Here is a 22,032-nt window from a genome sequence, read left to right as displayed (position 1 = left end):
AGAATCTCAATGGAGAGCGACGTCAGCTCGATCGGCTGTATGGTTCAGGCTCCCCTTCGATTCAGCAATTGGACACAGGAGCATCCCGGCTGGAAAATTTCTCGATGGCGATGCGGAGCGGCCAGCGAAAACAAAATATGAACTGATCGCTTCACCGATGCGGAGGTCTGAAGAACTGAAAAAAATCGTGCCGATTCGCGTGGATGACCGGCATTTGGAGATCGTCGACGAGCTTCGACGCATCGAGAAGGACATCCCCACCAGATCGGAAATGATCCGCCGTCTAATTGAGCGGGCAGGACAGAAAACCAAGCGCTGATGACTGGCGCGCGAGTTTGGCTCGTCCGCCAAGACTTATCGCAACGCGTACCTCCACGGCTTGGCTCGCAACGCCGAAGCCCGGCAACTCGTGATGGAGACGCTGGCGGCAAAGGCAACACGCGAACGGCCGGGCCATTGACGGGCTAATTCGGGATCGCAACGTCGCAAAGTTCATGACAGCCGTCGGCGATCTCAGCATCTTTGGCATCGCCAAAGCCTCGAAGACCGCGTTACCCAGATGATCGCAGACGAAGTCGAGGACGATGCCGATGACAAGCAAAACTTTTTAAAGGACGTCGCCGAACGCCTCGACGGTGCGCCCAGAAAAAACTTGGAGGTGATGCGTGAGGGAAGAAAAAGACGACGAATCGCGAAAAATCCTGTCATTCGAGGCGGCAAAAGAAAAGGCGCGGCGCAAGTCGCTTGAGAGTCTGAGCGCCGATGTCATGCGCGATCCGAGGAACTGGCCGCCCGGCTGTGATTTGCTGCGCAACGAAAAACGCACCCACCACCATAACGTTCTCTTTGCTATGTCCGCGTCGCTGCCGGATAACAAACAGGGTTTTCATTCGTTGGCTTCCATCGGCGAATACTTCTGCGACGATGAAAAAGCCGAAATGCAAAAGGCGCTTGCGGATTTAGCCGCGGAAGACCGCGTGATAATCAAAGGCGACGAAGTCATTTTGGCAGCGCTGTGGGAGCCGCGTGATTTGATCGATACCATAAACAGCGACATTGATCGGCGCGTCAGTCTTTTGGGTCCGGGGTTTGCGTTTCGCTTCCATCCGGAGAAGGGATACTATGTGCTGCTGAAGCTGGTGGAGAATAACAAGATTAAATACTTAAGCGGGCCGAATCTCGAAGCGATATATAAGTACCTGCGAGAAAATCATCCCGAGACGGATTTCTGGAACAAGGACAGTCCCCGACAATGAGCGGCGATTTCCGCGCCGACATTCTCACCGAGCTTGCGCTAAGATCACCATCGTTACCCGTAGCGTCGATTGGGACGTCGATTTTCGCTACATTTTCGAGCCGCTGACCGATCCCGAGGTTTTAGCAGCCCTCGCTCTTTTCATGGCACTTACCGAGCGCATAGCTTACTCGCTCAAGTGATTCGCTATAGCCGCCATACGGTCTTTCAAATCGTCGTCTCCACCGGGCTTCAATAGCAGCCAACGTCTCCTGAAAGCACTCCAATCGTCTCCACGCATCCCAGGAATTCGACACCCGAGATACAGACTAACCCTCCCAGATAGCGACGCTCACGACTCTAATTTCGTTATTGTCCCGAAGAAATTGGAGAGGCAAGGAAACTGCCTCACTCGTTGGAGCGGAGTGAGGATGTTACTCGATCACGACGTTAGTGGACTAATGGGGGTCGAACTCATTTCCGAAGATGCGAATGATACGCGCCGCAGCGAATGCATTTGCTGCCGTCGAACCCGAATGCCCGAGCGCAATCCTCATTTCGCCCATCGTTGCAGGAAGATCATCTAGTAGAGGCGAAAGCGCTCTAATCACCACGTTTCTGAGCGACTCAAGCGAACGCGTATTGTCTCCCAAAGCGGCAATTTCAGAGGCAAATTTCTCAGCCTGTTTCCAAAGTGGCGGCATGGCGGTCAGGGAGAGTATCAAGCCTTCAACATTTGCGGCGAGGGCGTCAGCGCCTGCTTTGTGCAGCCCAACCATTAGGATTTCGAGTTCGAACTCGTCCTCCAATATCCCGTAATAACGACCGTCAAGTTGGTTCGAATATCTTTTCATCAACGGCCGTCCGATGTGAGTGACATTCTTCCTCATCGCGTCGATATCGATATTAGGTCAAGAGCAAATCTGCGTAGACGCATCGCAGGTCAGCGCGGAGTTAAAAAACAATACCCAGACAAATGGCGTCGATTAACGACATTCCCTGTCGACCAGGGACCGCGAGCTAGGGTAAAAGGCTAGATCTAAGATAGTTGATAACTCTCCGCCGTGGACACCAACTAATTCGGACGGCCCACCTGGTATCGAACAATTTTATCAAATCCGAGATTCCAACATGAGAAAATCGCGGACGCCGGGCTCCACAAAATCAAAGCGAAGCGACGAAAGCGCGAAATACAGAAGACAGTGGGAAAAAGAGAAACGACATAATAGGCGGCGTTGCCTTGATGAGGCCGGAGATGCGTTCACCCTTCTGGCCGAACTGCATGAGCGCATGGGTCAAACCAGCAAAGCGTTGGAACTTACTTTAAGGATGCTGAAGGCGCTCGGTCTCGACGGAAAATATTGGAGAAGAAATTTAAGTAAGCTCCCCAATGCCTCCGGACGAAACCCAGATTTGCACGTGCTGCTTTATATGCAATTCGCTATTGAAAACGATGGCTGGAAACTCAACAGAGCAGCCCAGCGCGCTCTGGCCGAGTCCGGACTGTTTCCTCACATGACCTGGGCTTCTGCCGTCAAGCATTGCTGCAAGCTATGGGCTCGCTACAAATCAGGCGACTTTCTAGATGAAATGGGCCAACGCCGTGGGGAGCTTACTATTGCTGGAGGCGAACCAACCTGGGGCCACTTCTCGCATATCTGCGGCTTGCCTTACGCGGACAGCTTTACTGTGGAAAATACCGCCTTCTGGCGAAAAGCGATTAAAAGCGGGATAGTCAACCAGTTGGCAGACAACGAAGGCGATGACTTCTGGGTGAAGGTCATGGAGAAGCGATTGGTGTTGGAAATGAAAATGGAAGAAAATGAAGTGCTTTTAGTTCCAACACTTCATCTATAGTCGGCACTAGTCTTCGATCGTCGCCATTTTGGAGCAACGATCGATGTTGAGTGAAACTAAAACCCAAGTCGTGGAGCGCGCTAAATCGCGCCGCAAGTCGCCAAACAGACCGCTACTTGAGCCAGCACTACCGGCCAAAAGTTCCGCAAATCCCGCTCCTTCGGAGCAATTGTTGACCGTCGTCAAAGCGGCAGACCTTCTTGCGTGTTCGCCACGTCACATCTGGCGGCTGATGAGGCCGGAGCGGAGAGAGCTCGACCACGTCAAAATCGGTGGCATGACGCGAACGACCTTGGCTTCGGTTCTGAGCCTGATACGGCGCAACAAAACCTAGTCAGTGTAGGTCATTCGTTGTCTTCAACTGGCAGTTCGACCGTGAAAACGTCCGAACGAAACAGAGCGTGTTTTTAGCCCAGCTGGTTTCACGAAAACAGCTTCTTGTCCCCCTCAGTCATCACGAGTCACAACATGTCAGACCGCAACCTGTCACGACCCCTTGTTATACCTCCCGAAGTTCTGGCGTCTTGCGCCGATCTTATGGGTGCGATCTCCGTCGATCCTTTGCTGAGCCCGCGCAAGAAGGGAGCGCGCCGGACCGCAATCAAAACGCTTTGCCGGGGCCTCCGGAGCAGCCCCGAAATGATCACTCTTTCTCAACTCAAGCGCGCCATCGGATCGTGCCCGATGTCTGAGAGAACGAGCATCGGCGGAAGACTTTTGAGTGAAAGGGCATTGGCGCCGGGCGATTGCGGCGTAAGTTACCGCACTTTCGAAAACGTCAAAGCCTATGCGCGACAAGCGTTGGCGCCTTTTCGCAAGGGTCTGATATCGACGCGCGGCGTTGAAATGTCCGAAGACTGGGCTGCCCTGTTTCGGGATGCTGGCGACAAGACGCTTTTGATTTCTTGCGGCCGCTTTGCCAGGTGGGCGACGTTGAACAGGATCATACCCTCTGCTGTCGATCAAGTTGTCGCCGACAAATACGCCGCTGATCTTGGAGTCAGCCTCGAAACTCGCAACGCTCGGCAGGCATTCACCAGCTTCTGCCGCGGCTGGAACGGCGCAGTGGCAACCCACGACAAGTGGCCGAAACTGACTATAAACATCGGCGACCGTCGCCGGGTCTATGCGCTTGATGCATCGAGTATTGACGAGGGATTTTTGCAGGATCTCGAACGCATGCTCGTTGCATTCGGCAGTAAGCTGAAGCTTCCGGCTGGCATGGATAGTCCTTTCGAGGAGAGCACGATCCGAGAGATAAAGCGGATCTTTTATCGCCTTTACTCAGTGGCGGTCAGTAAAGTTGAACCGGCAAGAAAAGTGTCATCGATGGCCGATCTCGTTCGGACTGACGTGGTCGAAGCGATCCTCTCAGTCTATCTTGAACAGTTCGGCGAGGAGAATACCAAGTCGGCGAACAAGTACGCGCACTATCTCTACGTTGCGGCAAAATATTGGGTGAAAGCGCCCGCGCCGGACATCGAAGAGCTGCATCGCTTTCGTAAAGTGACCAAGATTAAAAGCGCGGGCATGACGGAAAAGAACCGGGCAATGCTGCGGCACTTTGAAGACGAGGAGTACGCGGATCGACTTCTCAACCAGGGCGCCGAGCATCTCAGGAGGTTCCTGAAGATCAAGGGCCCCAAGGTGAAGGACGCGTTGAACCTTCAAGATGCACTCGCTGTAGCACTCTTAACCGCTGCGCCAGTGCGCCCGCAAAACCTTGCCTCTATATCGATCGACCGGCATCTTGTGGTGGACCGCATCGGAAAGCGGGAAACCTTTCATCTCGTATTCCCGGCTTCAGAAGTCAAAAACGATGTCGACCTGGAGTTTAAGCTTCCGCCACGGGTCGTCGCGCTGCTGAAACCTTATATTTCGGTCGCATTGCCCCTATTGGCGGAAGCGGGGAATAGATACTTGTTTCCCGGGCATGGTCACCACCACAAAGTTCCGAGTGGGCATTCTGTTCGGCTCGCCCGCTGGACGCTGCACACCATCGGCGTACGGGTTACCGGTCATCGCTTTCGGCATCTCCTTGGCTTTCTATACCTGAAAGACAACCCGTCCGGCCAGGAAGTCGTTCAGAAGTTTCTGGGTCACAAAAGCATCGAGACTACAATCGCGTTCTACGCAGGGATGGAACAGGCGCGGGCTGTTGCGTTGTTTGATGACCATATGGAGCGGCTATCGAAGAGCTTAGTCGCGAGTCGAAAAACTCGTCGTCCCTGCAAGGGCGAAAAGCAATCTCGGGGAGGAAAACGCCATGCCTGGACGCGGTAAGTATAAAGATATCGCCAACTGGCCCCTCCCCGATCGAGAGGCTTGGCTTCGGGGACTCGCTCCGGCAAGTCGTCTTAAAGAAACCGGACATGCCGCGGTATGGCGACCCGCCATGGTGTCAAAGACCGCCAGAGCCTACGCGACCTGGCTGATGTGGCTGGACGAGACCGACCAATTCAAGGACGGCGAAGGGGCACCTGAGCGCATCACGAACGATCGCATCGATGCTTATCGCAAGTACCTCGAGAACGACGTCACGTCACTCGTGACGGTGAGGTCTCTCCTGCATGGGATAGATCGAGCGATGAGCGTTATCTCCCCTCGAACGAGTAGTTCGCACCTCAAGCGCTGCGCCAACTCCTCCCTGCTCTTTCAAGAGACACAGATCGAGCAACTATCTCCGGGGCAACGCGGAGCACTCCTCTTGATTTTCTACCTGCTCGTCGACACGGGCCGCAATCCCATCGTGCTCGATCAGCCCGAGGAGAATCTGGATAACGAAACCGTCGTCAGCTTGCTTGTGCCTGTACTTAACGAGGCGAAGAAGTCTCGCCAGATCATCATGGTCACGCACAACCCCAATTTGGCAGTCGTATGCGACGCCGAGCAAATTATCCATGCGACATTCGATAGGAAGAACGGCGCACGCATCTCTTACCACTCAGGATCTATCGAGGACGGGACAATAAACCGGGCGGTTGTGGACGTCCTGGAGGGCACGAAAGTCGCGTTCGACAACAGAGGTCAGAAGTATCACTGAGACCAGCCCATCGTCGCTAGTAAACGAGAAGCGGACATGAACGGTGCGCAGGTCGCTAGAGCATACGCTGACGGGAGCATGACCGCTTGCTCGGCATTTCAGACATGAGGCAGCCGCCGCTTATCTCGAAACGAAGAGAGCCCAATCCTGCATTACACAGCGCCGCTCGTCGAGGAACCTCGTTCGCCGATAGGCGGCGCGGACTTTGTCGCGATCGCTATGGGCAAGGGCTGCCTCTGAGACTTCGTCCCGGACGCCACGTTCCGCAGCCCAATCCTTGAAGGCTGATCGAAACCCGTGAGGCGTCCCGACTGCTTTTCCATCACGCATCAGTTTCGAGAGCGTATTATCCGAAAGCGGTCGATCTGAGGTGCCAGGAAAAATGAGCGGGCCGTCGTAGAGCGTCCGCGAGCGACCAAGAATTTCGATGGCGCGCTCAGAGAGCGGCACGATGTGTGTCTCCCGATTTTTCATTCGCCGACCCGTCTCGGCGCTAAAGCCTGGGATGCTCCATGTCTTCTGTGCCAAATCGATTTCTTGCCAAAGTGCACCCCGCGCCTCGCCGGACCGCACGATGGTCAATATCAGAAACTCGAAAAGGAGCCGGGTTGCCTCCGACGCCGCACTCTTTCGCAGCGTCTGAACGAAGGCCGGGACTTCACGCCATGGCAAAGCAGGATGATGATGCACGGCCCGACGCAGACTGCCGAGTTCTTGAGCAACACCGATGCAAGGGTTGGCCTTCTCGCGCGTACCGCGCAGGATTGCGCTGTCGAACGTCGCCTTCACGCGCTGCAGAACGCGCCCGGCGGTCTCGGGTTTTCTGAACCAGATAGGTTTCAGCACATCGATGACTTCACTGGCCGTGATTTCGGCAACCGGTCGTTTGCCGATCGTCGGGAACACGTAGTCCCGCATGGTGTTCTGCCATTGCTGGACGTGCTTTCCGTTCGAGAGATGTTGTTTCCGGATGGCAAAAAAATCATCGAAGGCCTGCGTAAATGACACGCCCTTGGCTTTTGAAATCCGGCGCTGCTCCTTGCGGATGTCGATGCCGTCCTTCGCAGCCTGCCGCATTGGCACGGCCTTTCTCCGAGCGTCGTCCAAGCTCACGTCGGGCCAGACACCGAGGCCGCGCTCCACACGGAGACCGTTGATCGTCAAGCGCAGCACCCAGCGCTTCGTGCCGATCGCCGTCACCACCAAACGAAGTCCGGCGCCGTCCTCGTAGAGCCCGGGAACTTTTAGTTTCGCGACCTTAAGAGCGGTCAGCCGATTTGCTGTGCGCAGTCGGGAGTGGATCGCACCATCGAGCGGCATCGGACCTCCAATCAGCCACCCTATCAATCACCCTAAAAGCAATTCATTGCCTGTCGTCGACAGACTGGAATAGGCGGCACGGAGCGAGTCTATTGCCGCATCAGATGCGAGGCAAGCGGCTAAAATATCGAGATAAAATGTCTTCTCGTGTCCCTGAGTGTCGCAAACCGACAGACAGAAGAAAGCGTCGCAATCGGTGGGAGTGGCGGAGAGAGTGGGATTCGAACCCACGAGACCCTTACGAGCCTACACGCGTTCCAGGCGAGCGCCTTCAACCACTCGGCCATCTCTCCGTCCGGGCCTGGAAGCGGCGCACTATACCGATCCGCGCTCCAAGCGCAACGGCGCCTTGAAATGATCTTCAGGAACTTGACCCCCGCCCGCCACGGCCCCAAAAGAGTCCACGGCCACACAGGCAAGTGCAATTCATGACCAGTTCCACGCTTCTCAAGGTCTTCGCCGCTTTGGCGGTCCTGTCCGCGGCGGCCTATTTTTGGCTCTGGTACGCCACCGGAGAACCGCCGACGCCTTGGTTGATACGCCTCGCCACGGCCTCTCTCCTGGTCGCGTTGGTCTCAAGTCTCGTCAACCGCGAAACCCGGCCGCGCCTGATGCTGCGGTTTCTCGCCGCGCTGTTCGCCCTGTTCACGTTGATTTCCTTCGCCGCCGACGTTTCGAGGCCCCATGGCGATGGCGACGCCGCCATCTCCCTGTTGCAGCACCTCCAAACCCTGGCCCCGGCCTTTCTCTCGGCGCTTGAGCGGACGGTCACCCGGGCGGCGGGTCAGTTCCTCTGGGACCCGGTCCTAAACTCGATCCTATCTCTACCGGCCACGATGATTTTCCTGCTGCTTGCCATCGCGTGCGGCTATCTTGGGCGCCCCCGCCGGCGAATTCGGATTTTCGCCAACGACTATTGAAGCCCGGGCCAGGCACGCCATCTGCGGTTGGAAGCGACTATGGACCGCCTGAAACGAACAAGGGTCGACCATCGTATACTGGGGCAACAACCCCAAGAATAAAAAGGAGCCAATCCATGTTCGCACGGAAACACGTTGCTATGCCGACTGCGGAGTCGGCACCGAAGGGCCGCCCGACGGCCATCCTCCCCACCAATGCCGAGCATTATCTGTTTTCCCGCCCTTTGCACGATCCCTATCCGGCCGGTCTCGAAGTCGCGGTATTTGGCCTCGGCTGCTTCTGGGGTGCCGAGCGCCTGTTCTGGCAGTTGGGCGACGGCATCTGGATTACCGCAGTCGGCTATGCGGGCGGCTATACGCCGAACGCTACCTACGACGAGGTATCCTCCGGCCGCACTGGCCACGCCGAGGTTGTCGTCGTCGTCTACGATCCGAAGGTCCTGTCATACGACACGCTCTTGAAGACGTTCTGGGAGGCGCACGATCCGACCCAGGGCTTCCGCCAGGGCAACGACATCGGCACGCAATACCGTTCGGCGATCTACACCACCACGCCCGAACAGTTCGCCGCCGCGGAGGCTTCTAAGAAGTCTTACGAGGCCGCGATCGAGAGCAAGGGCTACGGAGCGATCACGACAGAGATCAGCACGGCGCCTCCGGTCTATCTGGCTGAGGAATATCATCAGCAGTACCTAGCCAAGGTCCCGCACGGCTATTGTGGTCTGAAGGGAACCGGCGTCTCGTGCCCGGGATCGCAATCCGATGCGGAAGCTGAGCCGCTCAAGGGCTGAGGCTCGACACCGAAGACTTAAGTTGCATGACCGTCACTCTCCCTTCTAAGGACGGAGCGGCGGTCATTTTCATTTCGGATCGGCGGTCGCGGCCTTGTGCATGTGCGGGCGCAAGGCCGGGCTCTTCGACAACACCGCGGCCGAACCCTTGCTACCCGACACGGCCGATGCCTTGGCAAGCGCTGTGTTGACGGCTGCCGCTTTCGCCAATGCCTTCTTGACCTGCACCGTCGTCAGCAACGCCTCGCGCGGGATCACGATCGGATCAGGCCCCGTCGCCAAAACGGCCTGACACTCCTTCGGCAGTTCCGCGAGCATGATCGGCGGCCGAGGCGGTTTCAGCCCCGGTGGACCCGGCGGACGAGGAGCGGCCGGCTCCTTCGCGGGGATCACCTTCGCAAGCCACTGAGTGACTTCCTTTCCGCACCCGTCATCGCCCGTCGGCGGCACTTGCGGCGTACAGCCTGCGAAGCCCGCCGGACATTTGATGCGCATATGGAAGTGGTAGTAGTGCCCATACCAGGGCCGGACTTTTCCAAGCCACTTGCGATCCGTACCCGACATCTCGCAAAGCGCCTTCTTGATCGCCGGATGGACGAAAATCCGCTCGACCTCCGGATACGAGGCCGCGCGCTTGATGAGGGCAAGCTGCTTCGACGTGAAGACCCTCGGATTGACCGCGAGCCCCGTGTTGTCGAGCATGGATGTCGCTTCCAGGGTCTCTCGCTCTTTGCTGTTCAAACGGCGCTTGGGCATCGGCGTCAGCCAGAAGTCGGCATCGAGGCCGATCTGATGACTGGCATGTCCGGTGATCATCGGACCGCCGCGCGGCTGCGCAATGTCTCCGACAAGAAGTCCTGGCCAGCCGTCGAGCTTCTGCGCGTCCTTGGCGAACGTCTCGATAAGGGCGATCAGCTTTGGATGGCCCCAGTTCCGATTGCGCGACAGGCGCATCTCCTGCCATGCCGGACCGTCAATCGGAAGCGGCACAGCGCCCGAAAGACATCCTCGCGAATAACTGCCGATTGCGCGCGCTTCCATCGGCGCCGGAACCTTAGCCTCCCCGAACAACGTCTTCGCGCCGATGAACTTCGGCCAGACGGGCGGCTTCCCCGTCCGTGGCTCGGTCCCGGGAATAGGCTCGACCGTAATCGAAACCGGACGCGCCGTTGATGAAGAGCCGGCGTCAGCCGAAGCGTTGCCCGATGCGGGCGGCTTGGAAACGGATCCTGTTGTCGTGTCTTCCGTGGGCGGCGCGGCGGCCCCATCCGTTGGTGGCGCCGTGCCTTCGGGGTCTTCGCCCGCCGCTCCGCCCGTATCGGATCGTGACAACGTATGAGGCTTCGTCACGAAAGCCGGCAGCGTCGCACTTTTCGCGGCCTCGGGATGCGCGGGATCTGGTGCCGACGGGACATCGCTCGTGTCGTCGGCCTCCCCGGAATCGTGACCGGGCTCGGCGTGGGCCGTCGCGATGAAATCCAGCGCGCTCAGCGGCGCACCCGATACGTGAACATGGGCATAAAACAGCGAAACACCGGCCGCCCCTGATAGACAGGCGATCGTGAGCGCCAATACTTTCGCGGCTCTCATGCTTCGTCCCCGTTTCGTCTCGCAAAACCCATGTTAGCCCATTCTCGGGCGAAATTCAGACCCGATGTGCAATTCCAGGCTGCAGTGCATCAACTGTCACATCGATGACCCTACGATTTCAATACCGCTCAAACCCTAGTCGCTGTATTTGCTCGCCCTTATCGTATTGTGACCACTATGACCCCCGTTCAAAAAAGATCCGCCGAAACGGCCGCGAAAAGCAAACCTGTCGCTGCCTCGTCTTTCAGTGTCGAGCGCGGATCACCCGCTGCAAACATCCGTCTGATCTTAGCGCACGGCGCGGGAACGGGGATTAGTTCTCCGTTCCTAGAAGCAATGGCCGACCTTCTTGTCGAGCGCGGTATTGCGCTCACCCTTTTCGAATTCGCTTACATGGCTAGTCGCCGCGATGGCGGCGCGAAACGACCGCCGCCGCGCGCCGAGGCCCTCGTCGGCGAATATCGCGCCATGATCGCAGCAGCGAGCGCGAAACATCCGCATCAAACTCTGGTGATCGGCGGCAAATCTCTCGGCGGCCGGGTCGCGAGCCTGCTCGCCGACGAGCTTTACGCTCAAAGCGAGATCGCCGGTCTCGTCTGCCTCGGGTATCCGTTTCACGCGCCGGGAACACCCGACAAGCTGCGCGTCGAACACCTGAAAGACCTCCACTGCCCGACTCTCATCGTTCAAGGCGAACGCGACCCGTTCGGAAGCCGCGCCGAGATCGAAAACATTGAACTTTCCCATCACATCGCATTCGCTTGGATGAACGACGGCGACCATGATTTCGGCCCGCGCGGCCGTTCCGGCTTCACCCGCAAGGGAAATCTCACCGCCGCCGCGGATGCCGTTGCGGCATTTATCGCGGGGCTTTCCGCTGCGCGTTGACGCTGCCCGCCGGTCCACCTACGGTGCGCCCCTTCGCCGCAAAGCCAGCCCCAAAGCCAGCCTTTGCAACGTCTCACCTCGCGCACACGAACAGCAGCATCCCGATGACCGCACTTGTCTATACGCCCGAGCAGTCTGCCGTCAGCATCGACTCCAAGGCTTGGCCGTTCGAAGAGGCGCGCCGCCTGATCAAGCGCCTCGAAAGGCTTCCCGACGGTGCGACGAAGACCGTCCTTTTCGAAACCGGCTACGGACCTTCCGGTCTGCCGCACATCGGCACGTTCGGTGAGGTCGCGCGAACGACGATGGTGCGCCACGCCTTCGAGACGTTGACGGAAGGCAAACGCAAAACCCACCTGCTTTGCTTCTCCGACGACATGGACGGCATGCGGAAAATTCCCGAGAACGTCCCCGACCGCAAGGCGCTCGAACCTTATCTCCAAATGCCGCTGACCACGGTCCCCAATCCGTTCGGCGGCGACTATCCGAGTTTCGGCGACCATAACAACGCCATGCTCCGCCGCTTCCTCGATACCTTCGGCTTCGAGTACGAATTCGCGAGCGCGACCGAATATTACAAAGCGGGCCGCTTCGACGCGATGCTGCTGCGCGCCGTCGAGCGTTACGATGACATCATGAAGGTCATGCTGCCCACACTCGGTGCCGAGCGGCAGGCAACCTACAGCCCGTTCCTCCCAATCTCGCCGACAAGTGGCCGTGTTCTCTACGTCCCGATGAAGGAAGTTGACCCCAAGGCCGGCACCATCACCTTCGCCGACGAAGACGGTCGCGACACCACGCTGCCCGTCACCGGAGGCCGCGTGAAGCTGCAATGGAAGCCCGACTTCGGTATGCGTTGGGTCGCGCTCGGCGTCGATTTCGAGATGTTCGGCAAGGACCACCAGACGAACGCGCCGATCTACGACAAGATTTGCGAAATCCTCGGCGGCGTCCCTCCGCAGCATTATGTCTACGAGCTCTTCCTCGACGATAAGGGCGAGAAGATTTCAAAGTCGCGTGGCAACGGCCTGACGATCGACGAATGGCTGACGTATGCGTCGCCCGAGAGTCTCGCGCTCTTCATGTTTCAGAAACCGAGAAGCGCCAAGCGTCTTTACTTCGACGTCATCCCGCGCGCCGTCGACGAATACCTGCAGTTCGTATCAGCCTATCCGAAGCAGGAAGCCAAGCAGCAGATCGAAAACCCCGTCTGGCACATCCACGCGGGCGCGCCGCCGAAGCCGGAAATTCCGGTGACGTTCGGATTGCTGCTCAATCTGGTTTCCGTCTCGCACGCCCACAACAAGGACGTGCTGTGGGGCTTCCTGCGCCGCTACGCGCCAGGTGCCGAACCTGAGACCGCCCCGGTTCTCGATAAGCTCGCCGGTTACGCGATCCGCTACTACGACGACTTCGTCAAGCCGACGAAGAAGTTCCGCGCGCCCGACGACGTCGAGATCGAAGCGCTTAGGAATCTCGACAAAGCGCTCGCGGCTCTGCCTGCGGGCGCCGATGGCGACACAATCCAGACGGCGCTTCTCGATGTCGGCCGCGCCCTGCCGCGCTATCAGGATTTGACAAAGACCAGTCCCAGTGGAGGACCCGGCGTGAAACTCGATTGGTTCCAGGCGATCTATGAAATTCTGCTCGGCCAGGAGCGCGGGCCGCGGCTCGGAACGTTCATCGCTCTGTACGGCATCACCGAAACTCGGGCGCTGATCGCGAAGGCTCTCGCGGGCGAACTTGCCGCCGCATAAAGACGCTACTTAGCAACCACACCGGGAGCGGGGGCCGCAGTCCCCGCTTGTCACGCGAGGCGCCGCAGCTCTTCCACGGGTTCCTTCGCCGCAGGTGCGACGGGCACAGCTGGCGGTGCCTCGCGCACCGCCGATCTCTGGCCGAGAAGGTCGACGCGCCAAAGCCGGTCGATCACCCCGATAAGGCGCAACTCGCGTGCCTCGATCTGCGGCTTTCGCCATTCCGCTTCTTCCAAAACACCGCGCGTGATCGCGAGCAGCGGAACCTTCGTCGAGCCCTTCGCGTAAATCGCCTTCTTATCGTCCCACGATGCGTTGCGCGCTCTATCGTTCTCTTGCTGCGTGATGAGCACGAGATTACCGAGGCTCTCGACGAGTTGCGCGCGTTCTTCCGTGCTCGCGAACACGTTCCGCCAGGAACTCGACGCCGCCGGCCGTTGCGGCAAAACGTGCTCGATCGTGTAGAGATCGGGATCCACCATATCCATCGTCCCCATCAACTCGTCGCCGAGGCGTAGCAACAGCAGCTTGCATACTTTCGGATTGCGCTTGTGAAAATCCTTGAGGTGAAACGCCACGCCGCGAACCTCATCACGCGACATCTGCAAGACCGGATGCGAAGCATCGATCGGCGCGCCGGACCGCATGACCTTGATGAGTTCGGCAAAGCGGCGCACGCGCTTGCCGGAGCCCGCGCACAGAAGGCGCGTCAGCATCGCAAGCCGCTCGATCTCGCCCAAGAGAAATGCGGCTCGTCCGGGATCGGTCTTCCAATCCTTGAGCGCCACGATCGCGGCCGGCGCCCAATCGGCTTCAGGAAAGCGGTTGAGATAGGTGAGCGTCCGCTGCATCTCGCGCGGCAACACACCCTCGCCATTGCTGCGCACAAGCACGTATGCTTTGGCGAACGGCAGAAAGACGTCTTTGAAGAACGCCTCCGACCCGCCGCTGTCGCGAATGACCTGACGCACGCCGGAAACGATCTGCAGGCGACCGTGACCATAGATCGTACGCAAGTGACCGAAAAACGCTTCGAAGCCTTCGCCGAGCGCCAGGCTCATGTCGTCCCACATGGCGACCGCCCACTTCGCGTCGCCCGTCGACATCCGTGCCAGAATGTCCGACTTCAGGATGTCGTTGCGCTGGAGTTTCTTGCCGCGTTCGTTCAAGACGACGAACATCTGATGCGACCGGTCGATATCGTTGCCGACGATAACGACCACATAGCAGCAATCCGCGATGAAATCGGTAAGCTTCCGCCTCGCGCTGTTTGTCATCTCCGACAAAACCGCGTGCAAGCGATCACGCACATCGAGCAGCGTTGTCTCCGGGAGCGAAGGCGCCGCGAGATAGGTCGGCAGCACCGAGCTTCCCGGCAACAGAATATGGTCCTCGAACACGGCGCGCTCACGCGTCGAAAGATGCATCCGAAACCGCTCGGTCCGGAAGAAGCGGGTCCCAAGTTGTGCCACGAGCATGGTATGCACGCGCTTACCGACGGTCTTGCGCGCATCCGTTTCTAGATCACGAAGAAGCGCCAGAAGCGTCATCAGCGTAACCAGACGCTGTTGTCCGTCGATCACGCCGAATTCGCGAGGCGTCATCTTTGGCGAGAGCTTCACGGTTTCTGCGCCCGGCGCATCCATCAGGACGACGGCGCCGAGAAAATACGTCTGGTCTGCCTCACCGTCGGAGGAAATACCGGCAGCCTCCATCAAATCATCGAGAAGCTGTTCGGCCTGCTCGCGCCCCCACGAATATGGCCGTTGAAACAGCGGAATGTTCAACAGATACGGACCGGAGAACAAATCCGAAATTGAAAGTGACGCCGTCGGATACACGAATTCTAAAACCCCTTGCCTGCCATTCCCGACCGACCGCTCGGCCACCACCCGCCACATAACCCCCCGAAACAGAAAACGGGTTGCGAGCTTAGCCAGCCGTGATAGCAACGGCAGTACATCTGCGCCACACCCCGCGTGCGACTGCGTTCTAATGATACCCTTTCGAAAGCGCCTTCAAAGTTCAAATTTTGTAATGCAAAACATCGTACTCAAAATTGTCACCGTCTGCGAATGGTCCAAAGCAACCACGTCGGGAATTTATGCAGGCTCACCGGATGATCTTCGGGACGGTTTCATCCATCTTTCGTCTCAACATCAACTTCGCGGCACATTAGAAAAACATTTCAAAGACAAAGGTGATCTTGTTCTCATTGCATTTGAGGCCGCGACGCTAGGCCCCCAACTCAAATGGGAACAATCTCGTGGGGGAGATCTTTTCCCGCATCTCTACCGTAATATATCAGTTTCAGAGGCGCTTTGGCAGCGCGCGCTGCAAAACGACGAAAACGGCGTTCCACAAATTGACGAGGAGTGGTTCGTGTGCTGAAAAATTTCTACAGGCTGGCACGGTCCGCGTTATTTGCCCTCGGCCCCGAAGAAGCTCATGAAGCATCTCTGAAGGCGTTGGAGTGCGGCGTTTACCCGCGTGCATTGTCTACCGACGACCGCGTGTTATCGCAATCGGTCTTTGGTCTCGAATTTCCAAACCCTATCGGCATTGCAGCAGGTTACGACAAAGATGCGCGCGCGCCTGACGCCGTACTCGGCATGGGCTGCGGCTTCGCCGAGATCGGGACGATAACGCCGAAGCCGCAAAGCGGCAACGAGCGTCCGCGCGTCTTCCGTCTCCTTGACGACAACGCGCTCATCAACCGGCTCGGCTTCAACAACGGCGGACACGCAGCCGCCTTGGAACGTCTCGAAGCTCGGAAAAATCGCGGCGGTATCGTCGGCGTCAACATAGGCGCCAACAAAGACAGCGACGATCGCGGCGAAGACTACGTCCTGGGATTGGTGCGCTTCAATTCCGTCGCCAGCTACTTCACAGTCAACATCTCGTCTCCGAATACGCCGGGCCTCCGCGACCTGCAGGCGCCTCAGGCTTTGGACGAACTTCTGACGCGCATCATGGCGACGCGAACACGCCTGGTGAAGGACGGCGCGCTACGGCGTCCCATCGTCGTCAAGATCGCGCCCGACATCGCCGAAGACGACATCGCGCCGATCGTTGAGCGCCTCCTCGCACATCGCGTCGACGGCATCGCCGTTTCGAACACGACGCTGGCGCGCAACGGCGTCAAATCGGCTGCCGCCCACGAATCCGGCGGCCTCTCCGGCCGGCCGTTATTCTCCCGCTCGACCGCGATGCTTGCGCGCGTCTTCCAGGAAACCGATGGCAAAATTCCTCTGATAGGCATCGGCGGCATCGACAGCGGCAAACGGGCTCTCGAAAAAATCGAAGCCGGCGCCACATTATTGCAGCTATACACGGGCCTTGTGTACGAAGGCCCTGGCCTCATCGGTGAAATCAAATCATTCCTCACCGAAACACTGCGCACCGGCGGCCAATCAAGCCTCTCAGCCATTCGCGGCCGCCACGCCGACTACTGGGCGAAACAGCCGCTTTAGGAATTTCGGAACGAAGTCTGATACGTGCCGCGTAAAGACACAGACAAACCGCAGCAAAAGTCGCGCCCATCGACGCCGCGGGCAACGCGCAAGCCGCGCAGCGCCGCATTGGCGACGCCGCCGATTGAAAAGAAATCTCGTCCACGGCGAGCCGCTCCGGCAACCACTCATCTGCCGCCCGAAATCGCAGCCTGGTTCGCACGCCGCGGCTGGACACCGAGGCCACACCAGCTTGCATTGCTCGAAGCCGCCCGCGAGCGACGCTCGACGCTTCTAATCGCTCCGACCGGCGCCGGAAAAACGCTCGCCGGCTTCCTGCCGAGTCTGATCTCGATCAGCAACCGCGATCGCAAGAAAACCGGTGCAGGCCTTTACACCCTCTATGTCTCGCCGCTGAAAGCCCTCGCCGCCGACGTCGAGCGAAACCTCACGCTCCCGATCGAAGAAATGGGTCTCAAGGTCCGCACCGAAACGCGCACCGGCGATACCTCCGTTGCGCGGCGACAGCGCCAGCGCGTGAAACCACCCCAGATCATGCTGACGACGCCCGAGCAGGTTGCGCTGCTCTTGAGCCACCCCGACGCGCCCTATCTTTTCGCCGATCTCGATACCATCATCCTCGACGAGCTTCACGCCCTTGCCGCGTCCAAGCGTGGTGACCTGCTGGCCCTCGATCTCGCGCGTCTGCGCAAGCTCGCCCCTGATCTCATGACGATCGGCCTCTCGGCGACCGTCGCCCGGCCGACCGAACTTCGCGGCTACCTTGTCGCGCAGACGGAGCCCGAAATCGCAACGCATCTTTCCAACATCGTGACGGTCAAGGGCGGCGCCAAGCCCATCATCGAAATCCTCGAAACCAAGAACGAGATTCCGTGGACGGGCCACACTGCCCGTTACGCGATGCCTGAGGTCTACGACGCGATCCGCGCGCACAAGCTGTCCCTGGTTTTCGTCAACACCCGTATGCAAGCCGAATACGCTTTCCAAGAACTCTGGCGCATCAACGACGACAGCCTGCCGATCGGCCTTCATCACGGCTCGCTCGAAACCACCCAGCGTAAGAAAGTCGAAGCCGCGATGGCCGCTGGCCGCTTGCGCGCCGTCGTCGCCACCTCGACGCTCGATCTCGGCATCGACTGGGGCGACGTCGATCTCGTCATTCATCTCGGCGCCCCCAAGGGCGCGAGCCGCCTGTTGCAGCGCATCGGCCGCGCCAACCACCGCCTCGACGAGCCGTCTGAAGCGATCCTCGTTCCCGGCAATCGCTTCGAAGTGCTCGAATGTCGAGCCGCCCAACAGGCCGCCGAAGCCGGCGACCAGGACGCCACGCTGTCAAGAAGCGGCGCGCTCGACGTCCTCGCGCAACATCTGCTCGGCATGGCCTGCGAAGCGCCGTTCTCTCCCGACGAACTTTTCGACGAAGTGCGCTCCGCCCTTCCCTATGCCGGATTGACGCGAAACCAGTTTGATCGCACCGTCGATTTTGTTTCGACCGGCGGCTACGCGTTGAGATCCTATGAGCGCTTCGCCAAGCTGAGACCCACTGGCGACGGCAAGCTCCGCGTCGCCAACCCACGCATCGTGCAACAATACCGATTGAACATCGGCACCATCGTCGATGCCCCGCATCTGAAAGTGCGCCTCATCGCGCATCGCGGCGCCAAACGAACCGCGAGCTTCGGCGGCCGAATCCTCGGCGAAGTCGAAGAATATTTCGCCGAACAGTTGACCCCAGGCGACACCTTCGTATTCGCGGGGCAGGTGTTACGCTTCGAAGGCATCCGCGACACCGAAGTCTTCGTCACGCGCGCCGCCACCGAAGACCCGATGGTGCCGAGCTACGACGGCGGCAAGTTCCCGCTCTCGACGCACTTGGCGCGGCGCGTTCGCGACATGTTGGCGGACCCGAGCGTTTGGTCCAGACTTCCCAACCCCGTCGCCAATTGGCTCGAGCTGCAGGCCGAATTCTCCGTCATGCCCGCGCCGAACGAAGTGCTTATCGAAACCTTCCCGCGCGGCAACCGCCATTTTCTCGTCGCCTATCCGTTCGAAGGCCGCCTTGTGCATCAGACGCTCGGCATGCTTTTGACGCGGCGTCTCGACCGCATCGGCGCGCGGCCGGTCGGCTTTGTTGCAAACGATTATGCGCTGGCAGTCTGGGGGCATGGCGATATCTCGGGCCTCATTTTGAGCGGCCGTCTCTCGCTCAGCAAACTCTTCGATGAAGACATGCTCGGTGACGACCTCGACGCATGGCTCGCCGAAAGCGCGTTGATGAAACGCACGTTTCGCTTGGCGGCCGTCATCGCCGGACTCATCGAGCGCCGCCATCCCGGCAAGGTCAAATCCGGACGCCAGGTGACGATCTCCACTGACCTCATCTACGACGTTCTCCGCCGCCACGATCCCGAACACTTGCTGCTCGAAGCCGCCTGGACCGACGCCGCCACGGGCCTCCTCGACATTAAGCGCCTCGGCACGTTTCTCGCTCGCATAAAGGACCGAATCAGGCACCAAATTCTTGATCACGTATCCCCGCTCGCCGTGCCGGTGCTGTTGGAGATCGGGACTGAGCCGGTTTACGGTCAGGATCGCGACGCAGTCTTGCGAGCGGCGGCCGACGAATTGATACGCGAAGCAACGGGGGACGCCGGGCAATGAACATGCTGAAGCCGGAGCGGATCGGGCTCGACGATTTCGCCGACCAGCCCGTGAACATTTGCGGCAAAGCCTTCCTCGCCCATAAATTCGGAGCGCTGTATTGGCCTGCCGAAAAGGCGCTCATAGTTTCCGATCTTCATCTCGAAAAAGGCTCCGCGTTCGCGGCCCGTGGTCAGATGCTGCCGCCTTATGACACGCGCGAAACGCTGAACAAGCTTGCAGCCCTCATCGACCGCTATCAGCCCGAAGCGGTGATCTCTCTCGGCGACAGCCTTCACGATTCCGACGGCGCCGCCCGTATGGATGCGACCGACCTCGAAAGCCTGCACATGCTGCAAGAAGATCGCGATTGGATCTGGATCACCGGCAATCACGATCCCAAGATCGGCCGCGCACTCGCAGGCTATGTGACGAAGGAAGTCGTTGTCGGCGGCATCGCTCTACGGCACGAACCGCGCCCCGGCGCGGCGACGCACGAGATCGCCGGGCACTTCCATCCGGCCGCACGTCTGGTGTTCCACGGCACATCGCTGCGCCGCCCCTGCTTCGTCGGCAATCGCCTTCGCCTCGTCATGCCCGCGTTCGGGGCCTACACCGGCGGACTGAACATTCTCGATATCGCATTCGAGCCACTGTTCGGCACCAACGGCCTCGACGTCTGGATGCTTGGGCACGAGGGTCTCTATCCGGTCGCGCCACGACTGCTGCGCGACGACTGAGCTATGCAGGCTTGCGGAACGCAAACGCCGCCGCGAGCCCGGACCCCGCCGCCAAAAGCACCGTGACGATGCCGTAAATCAGCGGCTGCGACATTGCGGCCTCGTGAATGTATCGCTCGATGCCCTCGCGTTGCAGCATCACGCGGTTGCTGTATTCGCCGAGCATTTTTCCCTCTTTGAATAGGTAGACATGTGCCGTCAGCGGCCCGACCGGCACGTTCGGCGGCAGCGCGATCGTCGCCCGGAAAAGACTGCGGCCGATGAACGACACGCCGAAATCCGATTTGACGTAAACTCGCTCCTGCTCCTTGAGCCGGATCAGCGCCTGCTTGAACGCTTGAAGCGTTGCGTCGTCCGTTGCGTCCGTCCGGCTCAGCGCCGTGCGAACCATGCGCACATGATCGAAGCCGATGCCGTGTGCGTCGAGCACCGCCCGGTCCGCGACTTCGTCAACCGGACGCGTCGAGGCGATCGCATAATAGCTCGGCACCGAGGCAAAGCGCATCGACTGCGTATTGACCCAAATGCCGCCAACGCGTGACTTCATGCGCACGACGACCGGCGCCGGAATGCCTTCGACCACAACGATGACGTCGTAAGTCCCTGCCTCCGGGCTAGGCTGCACGCTGTTCTCGACGGCGCCAAAGACGAGAATTTCAGTACCGGTAAAACTCGATGTGATCGCGACTTGCCGCGTCGATGCGTCGGCCTCAACGCTCTCTTTCGGCGCATCCGCCAGAGCGGGACCCACCGCACAAAACACCAGCGCCACGACCGCCGGGAGATACCTCAGCATCACGATCCTCCCGCCACGGCCGCGAGCGAGAACACGTCTTCGGGTGGCATAACGAGATCGAACGCCATACGCGCCGCGACCAGCAGGATCACCGCGCCGAGCAGAACGCGCAAATGCTCGCCGCGCAATTTCTCGCCGACCATCGTCCCGAACTGCGCGCCGACGACGCCACCCGCGATCAAGATCAAGGCGAGGACGATATCGACCGTCTTGTTCTCGACCGCATGCAAAATCGTCGCCAGCGCTGCCACGAACACGATTTGAAACAGCGATGTGCCGATGACGAGCCCCGTCGGCATCCGCAGCAGATAGATCATCGCCGGAATGATCACGAAGCCGCCGCCGATGCCCATGATCGCCGACATGCAGCCGATGAACATGCCGATAACAATCGGCGGCAATACGCTCATATAAAGTTTCGAGCGCGGAAACCGCATCTTGAACGGCAACCCTTCCAGCCAATTGTGCTGACCGGATTTTCGCGACGCCACGACGCCAGTCGCTTTCACCCGCCGCGACGCGTTGATACCCTCGACCAAAATGATGGTGCCGACGATGCCCAGAAAGACGACGTACATGATCGCAACGGTGAAATCGAAATATCCGGCCTGACGCAGGATTTTCACCGCGCCGACCCCGATGTACGTGCCGGAGAGGCCACCGGCCAGCATGACGAGGCCCATCTTGATATCGACGTTGCCGCGCTGGTAATGCGTAATAGCGCCCGAGACCGACGACGCGACGACATGCGACGCGCTCGTCGCCACAGCCACTGCCGACGGCACGCCGAGAAACGTGAGCAGCGGCATCAGCAGGAAGCCGCCGCCGACGCCGAACAGGCCCGAGAGAAAGCCGATGCTCATTCCGAGGGCCAGATAGACGAGGACGGAAACCGACATCTCGGCAATCGGCAGGTAAAGGGTCATCCTTGGATCCGGAACGGCCAGCAGGGCGGAATGGGCGGGCGTTTAGCAGAGTTCCTG

Annotated in this window: 17 protein-coding genes, 1 tRNA gene and 1 pseudogene; 12 read left to right on the top strand and 7 right to left on the bottom strand. The window is 59.3% G+C overall.

Features of this window, described 5'->3' with window-relative positions; genetic code table 11:
• The first annotated feature begins 665 nt into the window (after positions 1-665).
• A complete protein-coding gene (locus WC811_RS03050) occupies positions 666-1,256 on the top strand; it encodes a hypothetical protein (protein WP_372640841.1) in 591 nt (196 codons plus the stop codon).
• 436 nt (positions 1,257-1,692) lie between these two features.
• Here WC811_RS03050 and WC811_RS03045 read toward each other — a convergent pair whose 3' ends face one another.
• Positions 1,693-2,043 carry a hypothetical protein gene (locus WC811_RS03045; protein WP_372640839.1) on the bottom strand — a complete coding sequence of 117 codons (351 nt, stop codon included), beginning with the start codon at positions 2,041-2,043 and terminating at the stop codon, positions 1,693-1,695.
• 322 nt (positions 2,044-2,365) lie between these two features.
• Between WC811_RS03045 and WC811_RS03040 the strand changes: the two genes are divergently transcribed.
• The 3 genes and pseudogenes from WC811_RS03040 to WC811_RS03030 form a co-directional block, all read left to right on the top strand.
• Entirely contained in the window at positions 2,366-3,091 is a 726-nt protein-coding gene (locus WC811_RS03040) for a hypothetical protein (RefSeq protein WP_372640837.1), read from the top strand.
• A 639-nt stretch (positions 3,092-3,730) separates the two neighbouring features.
• Entirely contained in the window at positions 3,731-5,374 is a 1,644-nt protein-coding gene (locus WC811_RS03035) for a tyrosine-type recombinase/integrase (RefSeq protein ID WP_372640835.1), read from the top strand.
• A gap of 361 nt (positions 5,375-5,735) precedes the next feature.
• Positions 5,736-6,134, top strand: a pseudogene (locus tag WC811_RS03030) (AAA family ATPase); the annotation flags it as partial.
• A 120-nt stretch (positions 6,135-6,254) separates the two neighbouring features.
• Here WC811_RS03030 and WC811_RS03025 read toward each other — a convergent pair.
• Together WC811_RS03025 and WC811_RS03020 are read right to left on the bottom strand one after the other, a co-directional pair.
• Positions 6,255-7,454, bottom strand: coding sequence for a tyrosine-type recombinase/integrase (locus WC811_RS03025; protein WP_372640832.1), 1,200 nt, complete (start codon positions 7,452-7,454; stop codon positions 6,255-6,257).
• Positions 7,455-7,657: 203 nt separating this feature from the next.
• Positions 7,658-7,747: transfer RNA gene (locus WC811_RS03020), tRNA-Ser, on the bottom strand.
• Positions 7,748-7,882: 135 nt separating this feature from the next.
• Between WC811_RS03020 and WC811_RS03015 the strand changes: the two genes are divergently transcribed.
• Both WC811_RS03015 and msrA read left to right on the top strand, forming a co-directional pair.
• Positions 7,883-8,374 carry a hypothetical protein gene (locus tag WC811_RS03015; RefSeq protein WP_372640829.1) on the top strand — a complete coding sequence of 164 codons (492 nt, stop codon included), beginning with the start codon at positions 7,883-7,885 and terminating at the stop codon, positions 8,372-8,374.
• A 116-nt stretch (positions 8,375-8,490) separates the two neighbouring features.
• Positions 8,491-9,165, top strand: coding sequence for a peptide-methionine (S)-S-oxide reductase MsrA (msrA, locus tag WC811_RS03010; RefSeq protein ID WP_372640826.1), 675 nt, complete (start codon positions 8,491-8,493; stop codon positions 9,163-9,165).
• Between the two features lie 69 nt (positions 9,166-9,234).
• Here the strand turns inward: msrA and mepA are convergent, their stop codons facing one another.
• The gene (mepA, locus tag WC811_RS03005; RefSeq protein ID WP_372640824.1) at positions 9,235-10,755 is read right to left on the bottom strand and encodes a penicillin-insensitive murein endopeptidase; all 1,521 of its coding nucleotides are present in this window, start codon (positions 10,753-10,755) and stop codon (positions 9,235-9,237) included.
• Between the two features lie 276 nt (positions 10,756-11,031).
• Between mepA and WC811_RS03000 the strand changes: the two genes are divergently transcribed.
• Complete coding sequence (locus WC811_RS03000) at positions 11,032-11,643, top strand: alpha/beta family hydrolase (RefSeq protein WP_372641742.1); 612 nt, start codon at positions 11,032-11,034, stop codon at positions 11,641-11,643.
• Between the two features lie 104 nt (positions 11,644-11,747).
• Positions 11,748-13,400, top strand: a complete 1,653-nt coding sequence (locus tag WC811_RS02995; protein WP_372640822.1) for a lysine--tRNA ligase — start codon at positions 11,748-11,750, stop codon at positions 13,398-13,400.
• Positions 13,401-13,450: 50 nt separating this feature from the next.
• On the opposite strand, the gene WC811_RS02990 is transcribed toward WC811_RS02995, so the two are convergent.
• A complete protein-coding gene (locus WC811_RS02990) occupies positions 13,451-15,241 on the bottom strand; it encodes a DUF262 domain-containing protein (RefSeq protein WP_372640820.1) in 1,791 nt (596 codons plus the stop codon).
• A gap of 196 nt (positions 15,242-15,437) precedes the next feature.
• Here WC811_RS02990 and WC811_RS02985 point away from each other — a divergent pair, with 196 nt between their 5' ends.
• The 4 genes from WC811_RS02985 to pdeM all read left to right on the top strand — a co-directional run bounded on the left by WC811_RS02985 (position 15,438) and on the right by pdeM (position 20,253).
• The gene (locus tag WC811_RS02985) at positions 15,438-15,791 is read left to right on the top strand and encodes a DUF952 domain-containing protein (protein WP_372640817.1); all 354 of its coding nucleotides are present in this window, start codon (positions 15,438-15,440) and stop codon (positions 15,789-15,791) included.
• Positions 15,785-16,873, top strand: a complete 1,089-nt coding sequence (locus WC811_RS02980) for a quinone-dependent dihydroorotate dehydrogenase (protein WP_372640814.1) — start codon at positions 15,785-15,787, stop codon at positions 16,871-16,873. The genes WC811_RS02985 and WC811_RS02980 overlap by 7 nt, the downstream gene beginning before the upstream one ends.
• Positions 16,874-16,996: 123 nt before the next feature.
• A complete protein-coding gene (locus tag WC811_RS02975; protein ID WP_372641740.1) occupies positions 16,997-19,534 on the top strand; it encodes a ligase-associated DNA damage response DEXH box helicase in 2,538 nt (845 codons plus the stop codon).
• Positions 19,531-20,253, top strand: a complete 723-nt coding sequence (gene pdeM / locus WC811_RS02970) for a ligase-associated DNA damage response endonuclease PdeM (protein ID WP_372640812.1) — start codon at positions 19,531-19,533, stop codon at positions 20,251-20,253. The genes WC811_RS02975 and pdeM overlap by 4 nt, the downstream gene beginning before the upstream one ends.
• A 1-nt stretch (position 20,254) precedes the next feature.
• Here the strand turns inward: pdeM and WC811_RS02965 are convergent, their stop codons facing one another.
• Positions 20,255-21,049, bottom strand: a complete 795-nt coding sequence (locus tag WC811_RS02965) for a TIGR02186 family protein (protein ID WP_372640810.1) — start codon at positions 21,047-21,049, stop codon at positions 20,255-20,257.
• Entirely contained in the window at positions 21,049-21,975 is a 927-nt protein-coding gene (locus WC811_RS02960; protein WP_372640808.1) for a sulfite exporter TauE/SafE family protein, read from the bottom strand. Before WC811_RS02960 ends, WC811_RS02965 begins: the two co-directional genes overlap by 1 nt.
• Positions 21,976-22,032 lie beyond the last annotated feature (57 nt).

The sequence above is a fragment of the Hyphomicrobium sp. genome, assembly GCF_041659645.1.
In the GTDB taxonomy this organism is placed as follows: Bacteria; Pseudomonadota; Alphaproteobacteria; order Rhizobiales; family Hyphomicrobiaceae; genus Hyphomicrobium_B.
This window is presented reverse-complemented; position numbering and strand designations above follow the sequence as displayed.